This window comes from Microbacterium sp. 4NA327F11, assembly GCF_005503465.1.
GTDB classification, from domain to species: Bacteria; Actinomycetota; Actinomycetes; order Actinomycetales; family Microbacteriaceae; genus Microbacterium; species Microbacterium ginsengisoli.
Map to the genome: position 1 here is coordinate 16908 of NZ_SCOB01000025.1, position 13372 is coordinate 30279.

Here is a 13372-nt window from a genome sequence, read left to right on the forward strand (position 1 = left end):
GCGGCGAGGGCACGTCGGACGTCCACGATCGGGCAGAAGAGGAGTGCGTCCACGCATTCCTCGCACCGGCGCCGTCCCGCGCTCCACTCATGACGGTCGATCCGTACGTGGCACGGCGTCCAACACCGACGGCACGACCCTGCAGGGAGGTGCGTCGGGTGTCGGACGTCGTGGTAACGCCACGACCGGCATCGAGGCATCGGCGGGCTACTTGCGGACGAGGGTGCGCACGCGCTCGAGACGGTCGAGCGGGACGGCCTTCAAGCCGGCGATCGCTTCGGCCACGCCGAGCGCCGCCTTGGTCTCATCGCTAGGCAGGTTGCCGGTGGTCGCACCGACACTGGAGAGGACCGCCCAGATGTGCCGGATCTGCTCCCGCTCGAGCGCGACCGCACGGGCGGCGGCGGCGAAAGCGGAGTCCTTCGCCAGCTGAGCCAGCGTGAGGATGTCGTTGATGGCGCTGACGTTCACGCGCGGGCTGGCGATGATCGCCGCGGCGAGCGTTGCCGGGTCGTCCTTCACACCGAGGACAACGGCGAGAACCTTCACGTCCTCCTTGTCGGCTTCGGTGAGCTCGACGTACTTGGCGATCGCCTTCGAGGCGGCCTGCCGAAGTCCGTGGCGCCGCGGCTTGGCTGCCGCCTTGACGTCGCTGTCCTGCTCGGCAACCTCGTCCTCGGTCACGATCTCGTCGAGGCTGTCCTCGTCGAAATTGTCGTCGCCGGTCTGCAGGTAGGCGGACGTCTCCTCCTCGTGAGGCTCCTGGAATCCGCTCTCGTCGTATCCGTCAGCGGTGTCAATCGTGGTCTGGGACATGCGGTTCTCCTAGTCGGGTGAGGTTCCACCCGCAAACCCCTGCGGCAACATCCCCGAGCATCGGCGAGGACGGCCGACAACGGCGTGCACTGCAGCGCCGTCGACCACGGATCGGCTCAGATGCCGCCACGACACGACTCCCCGCACACCCGACGAGCCATGACGGACACACCCCGCTGCGAGCTCATAGTCGGCTCCACCGGGACCGCCCGGCACCGCGCATGTGGGGAGCATGGTTCTCGACTTCTCGATCCCCAACGCCGCATGGAGCGGCGGGCACCTGATCCTCGCTGACGACGTCGCGGTATCGAAGGTGCGCCGCAAGCGGATGTCCGCGTCCGTGGCGTCGAAGACCACACAGTGCCCGGCATCCATGGCGATCTCGCGTCTCATCCCGAGCCCGCCCGACCCGTTCGGGAACCGTGAGCTGGGAACCAGCGCACACGCCGTGCTGGAAGCGTTCTACCAGCTGCCGCCGGCGGGGCGGACGATCGCAGCTCTCGATGTGAAAGTGCGAACCGTCGCGAACGTCGAATGGGCCACCACCAAGCTCGAGCGGCAGTCGCCGGAGCTCCTCCGAGCCAACGCCGACAACCACGCAGAGTGGTTGAAGATCATCAGCCAGTACACGCGAGGCATCTTCACGGTGGAGTCGCCCGCCGACATCGACTGCGCCCACACCGAGTGGGAGCTGAAGCTGAACATCGCGCAGGGCATCAGCGGAGACCCGCTCGGTGTGCCGTCGGTCTTCTACATCGACCGTGTAGACCGGAAGCCCAGCGGGGAGCTGGAGGTGAAGGACTACAAGTTCGCCACCGACCCGAAGAAGCTGCGGAAGCCGAACCCTCGATACGGCGACGACTATGGCGATCAGCAGCGGCTGTACACCCTCGCCATTGAGGCGGAGACGGGTGAGCGCCCCACATCCGCGACGCTGCTGTACCCCGTGCTGGGAGGCACTCGAAAGATCGACGTCAGCGAGGACGCGCTGCGGACCACCGCGATCGCGTACCGGGCTGCGTGGGACCTCATGAACGCGTCCGCGGACCGTCAGCTCTTCGAAGCGCGCCCGTCCGCGCTGTGCGGCTGGTGCCCCGCCGCGAACTCATGCCCCGTCGCGAACGTGACGACCGAGAAGGCTTCTACCGCGGCCGCGAAACAGCCCTCCGCCATCCAGCTCGGCATTCCCGTGATCCGTGCCGGTGCTCGCGCGCAGGACGTTCTGGTCGCCCCGGGCGAGCAGCACCCCCGGCAGCCGATCGCGCCCGTCGAGGGTGACCTCTTCCCGGTCACCGCGGAGACCGCAGCCGGCGCCGTCGACGCTCCCTTGAACGAGGTCCCGACGCCCGCTGAGGAACCCGCGTACGCACCGCGCATGTGGGAAGGAGAACAGGCCGGGGCAGCTGCCGCGGCGCACACGGAAGGACACACAGCAGCAATGAGCGAGAACATCCAGGTTCGACCGGAGGCTCCGGCGTATGAGGAGACGGTGGGCGCCGCGCTCAACCTGAACTCGTTCGCGGCGATCGCCGTCGCAGGCATCACCGCCATGTCGTTCGAGCACCTGATCGGCAACAGCCAGACCGCGTCACGCGAGTCGATCTCGCGACTGAACAACATCCTGGCCGGGATCATCCTGCGCGCCCAGCACCAGGTCACCGGCCAGCACCGATTCCAGAGCGGCGCGCAGACCCGCCTGCGCGGGCTACTTCACACCAGCCTCGAGCATCGGCCTGCGCCCTTCGGTGGCTCCGCTGCCGACTGGCAGTCCTGGATCGAGCGGACCGAACGGTTCCTCGTCATCGGGCTGAACGAGGCGATCTCCCTCTGGGAGCGCAGCCCGATCGCCAACGACGACTACCTGTACTTCGCCGTCGAGCCCGCCAACGCCCCCACCCCCGCCTACAGCTGAACCGAAGGACACCATCATGACCGAGATCAACGACGCGGCGAAGGTCGCGATCATCACCAGCGCCGCGCAGATCGCCGGCAAGGGCGCCTCCCCGGATGAGGTCGCGGGGGAGGTCTCGCGCATCCTCGACCTTCTCGCTGAGGGGTCGCCCGCGCAGCGTGCGTTCGATCGCTCCGCGCAGCGCTCCGCGGCGACCGTGGACACGAAGGGGTTCGCCGGGACGATCCTCTGGGTGGACAAGGAGACGACCAGCCAGCGCCCGATCGTCTTCCTGCGCACCGCGCCGTCCGAACATCACCCGGACGGGATCGAGATCGTTCGCATGGACCGTCTCGACTCGCAGGAAGGCGAGTCGGCGAAGCACCTCGCCCGCCGCGCGACGGAACTGATCGGCCACCGGGTCGGCGTGAGCGTCGCGGTCGAGAAGGCCGGCGGCAAGAACGTGCGCATCCTCCGCTCGATCGAGGATCGTGGCGTCGACTCGGACGCGCAGGGTCTGACCCTCGCCGACGGCTGGCGGCACATCCCCTGGGGTGATGCGAACTACGCGAAGATCGCCCCCAAGCTGGAGCGCCTCAACCGGCACTTGCAGCCGGCCTGATCCAGAGCAGTCGCCACATGCCCGCATCCTCACCGCGAGGATGCGGGCATGTTCGTGTCAGGGGAGGTACTTGATCTCTGAGGGGTTGACGGGTGCGCTGCCGAGGTCTGACGCATCGAGTAGCGCTTTCACACCAGCGATGCGCTGCGTCATGGTCGGCCCGTCCGGCGGGCCGACGCGGACTTCCGTGATCGGTAGCTGCAGGGTCGCCTGCGGCGCTTTGCCGTGGGGGTCGCCGTCGTAAGGGTGTGCGATGCCAACGGGAGCGTAGGGGAGGACGCCGCGAGCGGTGGCGCGGAAGAGCGGCTGTTCTCCGCGGCCCAGGCGCGCAATCAGTCGGACTTCCTTCTCATCCTCGAACTGCGGCGGTTTGATGCACGCCGCAAGCGCCAACAGCTCGTCAGAGGCGAGTCGGAATGCTGCCTCTCGGTACCCCGGCTTCGAGCTCGAACGCTCCAGCGATGCCACGTTGTTTGTGGGGTCCTGTATCCCGTCGACGACGAGTCCGATGAGCTCCTGCTGCCGTTCGGGATCGTAGGCCACCGTCGCCCAGGGGGTGTCATGGACGAGTTGCTCGCGTCGCCGCTTGTCCGGGAACACGCTCAGCCGCTCACGGGTCTCAAACCTGATCGCGTATCCCGATGTTGCGGCGTATGCACGCCACTGACCGATGCTGTCGTGATCGTGGGAGGCTGACGTGACGAACACGCTGGACTCAGCGACCATCCGCTGTCGGTGCTCAGGGACACTCACCCGCTGGAGGGCCGTCTGGACGCTCGGCAGGCCGTCGGACGGTTGATAGCCCCGGTACCACTCGCTGATCCGATCAAGCCCGTACGCCAACTCCGTGGGGTCGTTCAGCAGCTTCGTGCTCGTGGCCCACAGCCTCCGGGACGACACAATCCCCACAAGCCCCGCAGGGTCGGTGTAGTGCCAGACGGCCGGGGGTGGCTCGGAAAAGATCGCGACCGTCGCGGACCAGACGCCCCAGCTCCTGTCCCTGTCCATCGGCTCTGGATGCTCCACGTCGCCAGACTAGGGGCGCACGCTCACCCAGGCAGAACCGGGCGCGCGGCGATGACGATAGATGAACCAACGCCCCACAGCACATACGCCGTCATCGGAAGCGTCAGAAGCCACTCGCGCACGGACCCGGCATGGCCCAGGATCGGAACGGTGATGTACCCGTTCTCATGCCAGAACGTCGTGATCGGTTTCCCACGCCACGACTTCGGAGGCTTCGGGTTCCACGGCCACAGGAACGGCACACCCTCGATCGTCAGCATGTCACCGAGCAGGTGCACGGCGTACCCCACCCCAATGCAGACCGGCAGCCACGCGAACTCCGACGGCGCGAAGAACGCGACCGCGGCCGCCAGCACGAACCCGAACAGCCACGCCTTGAACCACGATCGCGCGAGCTTCAGGACCTTCACGCCGAACGTCGTGCACGCCGCGACGACCACCGCGGATCCGATCTGCACAGGCTGATGCCACCACGCGAACGTCCACGTCACGAAAGACATACCCCACGTGGCGAGGGTGATCAGCGCCACCGCGAGCAGCGAATGCATGCCATGCCGGTGCCCGCCGGTGAGCTTTCCGATCGCGCCAGCCGCGACCTGCCCCGCCACGGGGACGGAATGGGCGATGGTGGCGTTGTGGTGGTCCGCGTCAGGGAGTAGAGCGGCGCCGGCGCACACGACAGCGCCAAGGGCGACCGCGGACGGCGTCAGCGGGTACAGCCCGAGCGCGGGGACAGCCGTCGCGGTGACAGCGACCCAAGCGGTCGCGCCGCTGATCGCGTGGCTCGTTCCCATCATGGTCTCGCCTCTCAGTCGAAGAGCTCGTCGTGGGCGATCTCGCGTCGCGGCTGCGACGCGAACACGTCATCGAGAACGATCGGTGCCGCAACCGGCGGTACCGCGAACACGTCCGTCTCGAGAGGCATGACCTCGACGGCGCTCACGCTCTCCACATGCGCGGCGGGAGCGAGCACGCTGAAGTCCGTGACGGTCGTCCGTGCGATCGCGGCCCGGGCGAGCTCGGCGTAGAGGATGCCGATCTCATCGACCTCGCCCGTCATCGGCGAGGCCCACGTGAGATGGGTCACGTCAGGGTGCTCAGCAACCCACTGCAGGATCGCGTCGATCGCCGGCACACCGACACGCTCCGGACCGGGCGGCAGGTCGTCCAGGTCGACGTCGCCAGGCTCCTCCGCGGACACACCGGGCCCAACGATCGTCACAGCCCGAGCCGGCAGCGGAGGATCGTCCTCAGCGCCCGGCGCTGGCAGCGCGTCGAAGTCGATCCCGAGATCGACTGTGCCGATGTCGATCACCTCATCCACCGCATCCCCGTCATCCGATCCGTCGTCGACGGAGATGCGGCGGCCGTGAACGGGTGCCGCGCCCGCATCAGGGATGAGGTCGGCGGCGCTCACGCGCTCGTCGTCCGCGAGCGGTGCGCGTGCCGCTGCAGCACGCGACACCAGCGACTCGACGTGACCGGGCGCGTCGAACCATGCCTGGAAGACGTTCCCGCGGCTGGACGTGGACTCGAACACACCACGCCCCTTCGGGACCTCATCGCCCAGATCGGGTGTGTCCGTCGGGTTCTTCAGTGCGGACAGGCGTGAACCGTTCGACGCGCGGCCGAGCAGCACGACCGACATGTTGTTCTTCAGGGACCCGCCACCAGGGATCTGGTCGATCGTGTCCTTCTTCAGATCCTGCGCAGCGAGCACGAGAGTCACACCGGTCGATCGCGCCAGACGCACGAACCTGCCTGCGCGCGCGCCGACGTTCCGTCGCGCGTCGATCTGCCGGAGAGCTTCCGCGTGGATCAGCTGCTCCGCTTCGCTCGCCCTCTCCGGCAGCGGCTTCGGGCGGTCCGCGCCGATGATGAGCTCCGTGAACTCGTCGATCAGGACCACGATGTGAGGCGGACGCACCTCTGGGGGCAGCTGCAGGTAGCTGGACACCCCGTACTGGCCGTTCAGCTCACGGCGGCGGTCCACCTCCGCGGAGACCACATCCATGATCGCCGACGCTTCCTCCTCGGTGATCGCGATCGCCTTCGCCCACGGCGCCGACCATCGGAAGTCGGCGGCGAACTTCATCGGGTCGATGATCCAGAGCTCGCAGCCGCGGAGGATCGACCCGATGATGATGTTGTTGAGGTACTGGCTCTTGCCGGACCCGGTCCCGCCGAGCACGAGCAGGTGCGGGTCGATCGTCCAGTCGAACTCGACCGGCGCGCCGTCCACGCTCGAACCGAACGGGATCGCCTTCGACGACTCGATGACTTCCCAGTCCATCGGCGCCGGGAACGGCAGCGGATCCATCTGGCTGACAAGGAGCCGCACTTCGGCCGCCGTGTCGCCGTCCCGGTCCATCAGGAAGAGGTTCCCCGTCGCGGTCATCAGCTTCTGCCGTGACTCACGGATCTGCGCGCGCGATGTGCCCGCGGGAAGCTGGAAGAGAAGCTCGAGCACTTTCGCGTTCTTCGGCAGCTCCCTCGATGACTGCAGTTGCGGCGCGTCCCCGTTCGCCCCGAGGATCTTCGCGGCCGCGAACGCCGCCTCCCAGTCCAGAGCCACTGTCAGCTCACGGTTCCGAGGGCGCTCGAACGTCACGTTCGGGGAGGCAGGGTTCGCGCCGGCCACGATCCGGCAACCTTCAGCGTCAGCGGTCACCCGCAGCCACTCAGCAGCGCCGAGCCCCTGCCGAATCTTCTCCGCAGCGGCCTTCACCGCGAGGAGGGTGACACCGCCGTACAGTCGCACCCGGATGTCCCAGATGTGGCCGGTGCTGGCGGGTGAGGTGAGACAGATCGCGGACAGCACCTCGCCGCGGGGGAGATGAGCACCGTCGAACGCCGCGTTGACCGCGGCCGCGAGCGCCCACTGCGTCGCCTCGGACTGTGCGACACCGCGGCCGGGGCGGATTCGGGCGGGGTTTCGGGGGATCGGGTCCGCCGACCACAGCACACGGAACGCGCCCGAGTGTCGGCCGCCGGCACGGTCGTCGGCGCCCTTCCATGGGGTGACCGCCACGAACGGCACGTTGTTCAGCGTCGACTGAAGCTTCCGCTCCTTCTCCGCCGTCATGTACTGTTCCGGCTCGACAGCTTGCGCGGTCATGAACGGCTGTGACTCGATCACCTGACCGCTCGGGAGCTCGTACTTCCGGTACACGGATGTCTGGATGTACGGCTGTTGCTCGCCCATCTTCAGCACGTCACGCCACCGTTGCGCCCACGCCGCCTCTCGGGCGAGAACGTCGAAGCGTGCCGCGAGGTCCTCGTCGACGAATCGTGCAGACCCGGAGGTCAGATCGCCGACGTAGACGACACCGGCGGGTGTGTCGCAGATCGCTTCAGCGCCGATGAGGCCCGGCAGTGATCCGGCGATCATGCCCATCAGTGCATCCCCGGCTTCCGCGCTCACCCAGGTCGACGAGTATGCGGCACGCGGGGTGACCGAGTCGGTGTCGTCGCCCGGCTCAGTGTCGGGAGCGTCCGGCTCGAAGATCGGGGTGAAGGTCTGGAGGAGCGGCTGTGGGTGACCGAACGTTTCAGCGGCTCGAGCTGCCGCGGTGCGAAGCGCGATGCGCAGAAGGTCATCGTCCGCTCCGATAGCGCCGAAGTCGACCGTCGCGTCCAACGGCCAGGACACGATCGACGCGCGCAGCGGGTGCCGTGAGCTGAGGATCGGCTGCCCGGACGAGTCGATGTCCGGCTCGGAGAGAACAGTCACTCGGGTGCCCGCCCCGACCGTCGGGGTGATCTTCGCCTGCAACGCGATCAGGCCCGCCGCGCCCAACGTGGCCGGCGCCTCGAACGTGTCCACGGTGACGGGGGAGGCCGCGCCGGACGCGAGCGACCGGCGGGCGAGCAGGACCGGTGCGGGATCCTGCTTCAGCAGCACCCACCGTGCCGCCCACTGCTCCCGAGCGCGCACGAGCTCACGCCACTCGTCGAGTCCCTCGGGCAGCGAGCGAGCGCGGAGGACTGCCGCTGCAACTATCAGCGCCGCGCCCGCTGCAGTGACAGGCAGAGGGCTGATGAGCCAGTCGAACCCGGCGGCGGTCACTGCCACGACGACCGACGTGAACACGACCGCCGTGAGGGCGACAGCCCCGATCAGTGGACCGACCGGGCTGGTCCCGCGCGCCGCACTGGTCGACGCCAACGTCCACAGGGTGAGCGCAGGCTGCGGGTCCTGAGGCGCGGCGTGCCGACGCCGAACTGCAGCGACCTGGGCGACAACCACATACCCGGCGGCTGCGTTGACCCACGGCAACCAGATGCCGGAGCCGGGAAGCACACCCCACGCGTCCAGCGCGTCGACGGGCAGCGTGAAGGTGACCGCGGCAACACCCAGCGCGATCATGCTCGTGAACGCGGCAGGGAGGAGGAACCAGCGCAGGAACGCGGCGGTCACCGACCAGCTGGACGCGCCCCTGGCGGTCAGCTGCTGCTGCGATCTCTTCCAGTCGGCCGGGTCGTTGAAGAGCCAGCCGCTTGACGGCACCAGAAGGCTCCAGCGCAGGTCCGCCCAGATGCGATGCCGGGTCACCGACCTCTCATCGACGGGCGCGCCGGCGCCGCGGGCGGGAGGTGCCGGCGGGACGCTCATCCACGCCGCGAACGTCAGGCCCGCGGCCAGCACGACCAGCGCCGGCAGACGGAACCATGCCGCCGCCACGGCGCCGATGACCGCGAGCACGGTCACGAACGGTGCGAGGTTTCCGGTCGGAGCGGCAGAGCGCACTTGAGCCATCGTCGAGAACCTTCCGTCAGCGAACCAGAGGCCGAAGCGCGGCGACGATCGCAGGGTGAGCGCTCTCCCGCGGAAGCGTCCGCGCCAGCACGCGCGAGAGACGCGGGCCAGGGACCGCGCGTGCGTCCGTCGGCCGATAGAGCGCCGTGAACAGTCGGCCGTGAGACGGCCAGATCGCGAGCATGCTTCGCGCAATCGTCGTCGGAGGCACACGCTGGTTCCGAAGGAGCGCGCCGAGACCGGTTCGCGCTGCGTCAAGGGTTCGTCGGTCGGCGTGCTCCACACGATCGAACCCACGCCAGGTGCCGCGCCGGCCCGTCCAGTAGAAGCCGGGCCGCCAGACCTTCGAGTCGATGAGGATGATCGTCGTCCCCGCGATCACGACATGGTCGATGTTCGCGCGGAAACCTCGGATGGGGATGCGGAGATCGTGCAGGACAGTGGGCCCGCCGGGACGTGACGCCAGCTCGTCGAGAGCAGCGGCGGTGCGCAGCTCACCGGAACGACCTGCCGCGGAAGCGCCACCACTGGAAGCCCACGCCGGCGCGCCCTCGAGTGAACTGCCCGCCCGGCCGACGCTTCCCCCGGACGGTGCCCGCGTCACCATCCGAGCACCCAAGAGATGATGCCGAACAGGACAGTGACCGCGACAAGGCCGACCGCGATCACGCCGGTCACGCGGGAGGAGAAGCCGGTCACGATGGAGTTCACATCGTCGTTCAGCCGGTCGTTGCGTCGGTCTCGTTCTGGTGGGTAGCTCACACCCCCAACCCCTGCGGCACGTCCGCCGGGAACCACGGAATCTCAGAAGCGCAACCGTGACGGGGGGAGGATCGCTCCCGCACTGCCACGAGCACGGGAGACATCGTCACGTGCCACACCTGTGCGATGGTCCGCTTCAATCGCGGGGACCGTCGGAAAGCCGGCACGGTGCAGCGGGATGTCATGCAGGACCGGTCGCCGGCGCGCACGGAACTGAGCGGGCGTACCCCGCAGGCCCGCAGCGTTGCGCATGACAGCCAGCCGGTCAGGAAGTGCTGCCGGTGTGGGCACGTCGAGCGCGTTCAGCATGTCGACCGTCTCCCACTCCCCGTGCACACCCGACGGTCGCTCCGCTCGCATCGTCAGGAAGTCGTCGGATGCGAGATGGCGGGCGGGGAACCACTCCCGCCAGTCGACCACGAACATGCGCTCCGCCGTCCGGTTCGACATGACCCCGGGGTTCAACCGGACGGCACGGGACACGGCCTTCCTCACCGTCGAACCCAGGGAGTGGCGGGAGCCGGCGCCCGCGTTCGTCCGGTCAGTGATGACGAACAGCACAACCAGGCCCGACTCCTGCAGCGGACGCCGAGCGAGAGTGCGAGCCCACGATTCCGCTTTCCGGGAGAACCCGGTCGCGCCGACGGACGCTGTCGTCTCCACCGCGATCCGAAGCCCGTCCGGGCGGACGACCACCGCGTCCGCTGTCTGCTGCGAACGGCCCGGCGGCGCCGGCAGACCACACGCCGTGTACGCGAGCGTGTTCACGTGCGCTTGCCGTTCACCGAGCACCGTCCCGATGTCAACGAACTCCGCCAGACGCAACGCGAGCTCCGCGGTGAGCACGTTGTGACGGTCGTACTGCCCGCCGGTGAGGAACCGTGTCCCACCCGTCACCGAGACCCACTCCGGGTACGTCATCTCCGGCTCGATGAGCGTGTGGAAAGCCGTAGACGCCGACGGTCGGTACAGCGCGCCGCGGGACGCCGCCGAGGTTGCAGCGGGAACGGACACATGCCCGGTGTCGATGAGGTCCAGCGCGAACAGGTCACCGATCGTGCGTAGGTGCGACGCGGACGACGGTGACACCCCCGCGAACGCTGCCGCCTGCTCCGCCGTCACCGTCCGCCATGAGGACAGTACCCCCAGCAGGTCGAGCTTCTCCTTCCAGTCCGAGCGCACCCGGTCGGCGGCGACGGACGGGGAACGGCGAAGGTGCGGGGGCATCTTCACGGCGATCCCCGCGGCCGCCATCCGGTCCGCGTGCTCACGGCTGAGCCACTGAGCGTGAGAGCCGTACTGCCACACACCGTCCCAGTACGGGTCAAGCCGCTCAGACGCGCGGAACGGTTCACCGGCGATCGACGAGGGGAGCGCCCCGAGCGGTGTCACCCCTCCCATGTGCCCGCCTCCCGCTCCGCACGAAAGTCCGGGACATGCACCGTGAACGGCTCCAACCGCTGCTGACCTACGGTCGCGCGGACGATCGCCTCGTACTTGTCGAGGTTCGTGATGTCCGCCGTACCCCAGTCGGTCCCAGCGAGACGGAGGTCGCCGACCAGAAGCTTCACCGTGTCACCGTCGTTCTGTGCGAACAACACGAGCGTGCCGAACCCGAGCACGGTGCGGCGCACCTGCTCCGCCAGCTGATCCGGGTACTGGGTTGCGAAGACCGGCCGCACCCCGTTCGCGCGAGCGTCGTTGCGCATCCACGCGATCACATCCGCGCTGCTCGCCGCGATGTTCTTCACCTCGTCCGAGAAGATCGACACCGCCCGCCCCTGCTCGTACCAGCCGCGGCACGTGCGTTTGATCTCCTCATGGAGCGTGTACAGCATCAGCCCGGACATGTCCGTGCGCAGCTTGTCGTCCGGGAGAGTGCCGTCGGGAGCCGCGCCCGTGTTGATGATGGTGGGGATGTCGTTCGCGAGGATCGACGCCCACGTGATCTTCGACGGGCGTGACCACCAGTGCTCCGCGCTCATCAACGCCGCCACCTTCGTCCGCGGCGCCTTCACCAGCGCCGCCCGCTGCGCCGACGTCCGCCCCGCACCGTAGAGCGGCGCCAGCGACGTCGCGACCTGCACGAGCTCCGCGGGCGCACCCGGCTGCGCGGCCGCGTCACCCAACGTGGATGCGAGCTCCACCCCGAGCTCGTCACCCTCATTCGAGAGGAGGATGTTCGCGTAGTAGAACGGTGACCGGTCCGTGGGAACAGGACGGTACGTGACCCGCGACACCATCGCCGGGGTGAGACTGACCGCGGCCGCGAGCACACGCTGCAGAGTGTCCGACGACTCCGGACCGATCGACTCGTCGCCCCACACGTACCGCATCGCCGCGACCACCTGCCGGGACCATTCGATCGGGCGGGAACCCGAGTACGGGAACAGGTCGATCCCGACCGGGTCGGACGGGTCGGACACCTGCACCACCAGTGCCCGGTCGCCGACCTTCGCGGACCATCGCATGTACTCCTGCGTTGACAGCCCATCGCCCTTCGTGTCGAACGCGATCAGGCAGTGCTGACGCGGAGCACCAGGTGTCGCGGACGGCTGCACCCGGTCACGAGATGCCGCACCCCACAGGTGCTCGAGCAGCGCCGACTTCCCGGAGCCCGCCAAGCCGAACACGCCCACCCCGGACCAGAAGTCAGCGACCGACAGGTGCACCCGCTCGCCCTCCGCTTCACCGACCGTTGGCCCGATCCGCTCCAGCAGCGCCGGCGGCGCGGACCGGCTCATCGTTGTCGACTTCCCCGACGACGCGCCCGCATGCGGTGCGACGAACGCGAGAGGAATGTGCGCCCCAACCAGGAACGCCGACCGCGCCATCGGGTAGTCGCCATCGAACGCTGCAGTGACCACGCGCGCACCGTCCGCCCCCACCGTCGTCCGCTCCGTCTTCGGAGGCCGCGGTGGTGTCGCCCGCCGTGGTGCACGGGGGACACGGCCGGACGCGAGCGCCACCCGCGCGTTCCGCCACGCCGACGGCAGGAACCCTCTCGCGGTGAACAGCGCCGCGGCCGCGCACACGATGCCGGCACCGATCGACACGGGATGTGTGAGAGCGCCGTCGAGAACATCCGGTGCGAGCAACGGCCCACCGAACCCGACCGCCACAGCCGCAACGCCGGCGAGCAGCCACCATCGCGCTTCACGGTGCGGGGAGACCACACGGGAGCGCACACTCAAGCCGAACCCGGGAATGGCGGAGACCGCCCGCAGAAGAATCTCCCGTGCACGGTCGTTGCTCTTCGCGCCGGCCCAGAACGCCGCGACCGGAGCGCCAGACTTGCGCGAATGATGCGTGCGCATGCCGTGATAGTCCAGCCACCGCGACTGCGCGCGAACCTCCCACCGTTGCCCCGCCTCACGGACACTTGTCCCGCGTCAAGAAGTTGGCAGGGTTTCTTCGATTTCGAAGTTGGGGATGGTCGGGCTTGCGAGCCCGAGGTGGACGTCGGCGGGCCGGTTCCAGGCGATCGCCTCGTGCG

10 protein-coding genes are annotated in these 13372 nt (G+C 68.6%); 2 read left to right on the forward strand and 8 right to left on the reverse strand.

What is annotated here, in order from left to right; all coding sequences use genetic code 11:
- Window positions 1–207 precede the first annotated feature (207 nt).
- Window positions 208–816 (reverse strand): hypothetical protein, encoded by a 609-nt coding sequence (locus FFS51_RS12970; protein WP_137878587.1) that lies wholly within the window; start codon window positions 814–816, stop codon window positions 208–210.
- Between the two features lie 232 nt (window positions 817–1048).
- Here FFS51_RS12970 and FFS51_RS12975 point away from each other — a divergent pair, with 232 nt between their 5' ends.
- Window positions 1049–2728, forward strand: coding sequence for a RecB family exonuclease (locus tag FFS51_RS12975; protein ID WP_137878588.1), 1680 nt, complete (start codon window positions 1049–1051; stop codon window positions 2726–2728).
- 16 nt (window positions 2729–2744) lie between these two features.
- Window positions 2745–3329, forward strand: coding sequence for a hypothetical protein (locus tag FFS51_RS12980; RefSeq protein WP_137878589.1), 585 nt, complete (start codon window positions 2745–2747; stop codon window positions 3327–3329).
- A 57-nt stretch (window positions 3330–3386) separates the two neighbouring features.
- Here the strand turns inward: FFS51_RS12980 and FFS51_RS12985 are convergent, their stop codons facing one another.
- From FFS51_RS12985 to FFS51_RS13010, 7 genes are read right to left on the reverse strand one after another with little or no spacing between them, the layout of a single operon-like run.
- Window positions 3387–4355 (reverse strand): DUF2971 domain-containing protein, encoded by a 969-nt coding sequence (locus FFS51_RS12985; protein ID WP_137878590.1) that lies wholly within the window; start codon window positions 4353–4355, stop codon window positions 3387–3389.
- 23 nt (window positions 4356–4378) lie between these two features.
- Entirely contained in the window at window positions 4379–5152 is a 774-nt protein-coding gene (locus FFS51_RS12990) for a metal-dependent hydrolase (protein ID WP_137878591.1), read from the reverse strand.
- An 11-nt stretch (window positions 5153–5163) separates the two neighbouring features.
- Window positions 5164–9105, reverse strand: coding sequence for an FtsK/SpoIIIE domain-containing protein (locus tag FFS51_RS12995; RefSeq protein WP_212742822.1), 3942 nt, complete (start codon window positions 9103–9105; stop codon window positions 5164–5166).
- A 25-nt stretch (window positions 9106–9130) separates the two neighbouring features.
- Window positions 9131–9721, reverse strand: coding sequence for a nuclease-related domain-containing protein (locus FFS51_RS13000; protein ID WP_137878593.1), 591 nt, complete (start codon window positions 9719–9721; stop codon window positions 9131–9133).
- Window positions 9715–9876, reverse strand: a complete 162-nt coding sequence (locus tag FFS51_RS14765) for a hypothetical protein (protein ID WP_171006195.1) — start codon at window positions 9874–9876, stop codon at window positions 9715–9717. Before FFS51_RS14765 ends, FFS51_RS13000 begins: the two co-directional genes overlap by 7 nt.
- 42 nt (window positions 9877–9918) lie before the next feature.
- Window positions 9919–11277 carry a hypothetical protein gene (locus FFS51_RS13005; RefSeq protein ID WP_137878594.1) on the reverse strand — a complete coding sequence of 453 codons (1359 nt, stop codon included), beginning with the start codon at window positions 11275–11277 and terminating at the stop codon, window positions 9919–9921.
- The gene (locus FFS51_RS13010) at window positions 11265–13193 is read right to left on the reverse strand and encodes a type IV secretory system conjugative DNA transfer family protein (protein ID WP_137878595.1); all 1929 of its coding nucleotides are present in this window, start codon (window positions 13191–13193) and stop codon (window positions 11265–11267) included. Before FFS51_RS13010 ends, FFS51_RS13005 begins: the two co-directional genes overlap by 13 nt.
- Window positions 13194–13372 lie beyond the last annotated feature (179 nt).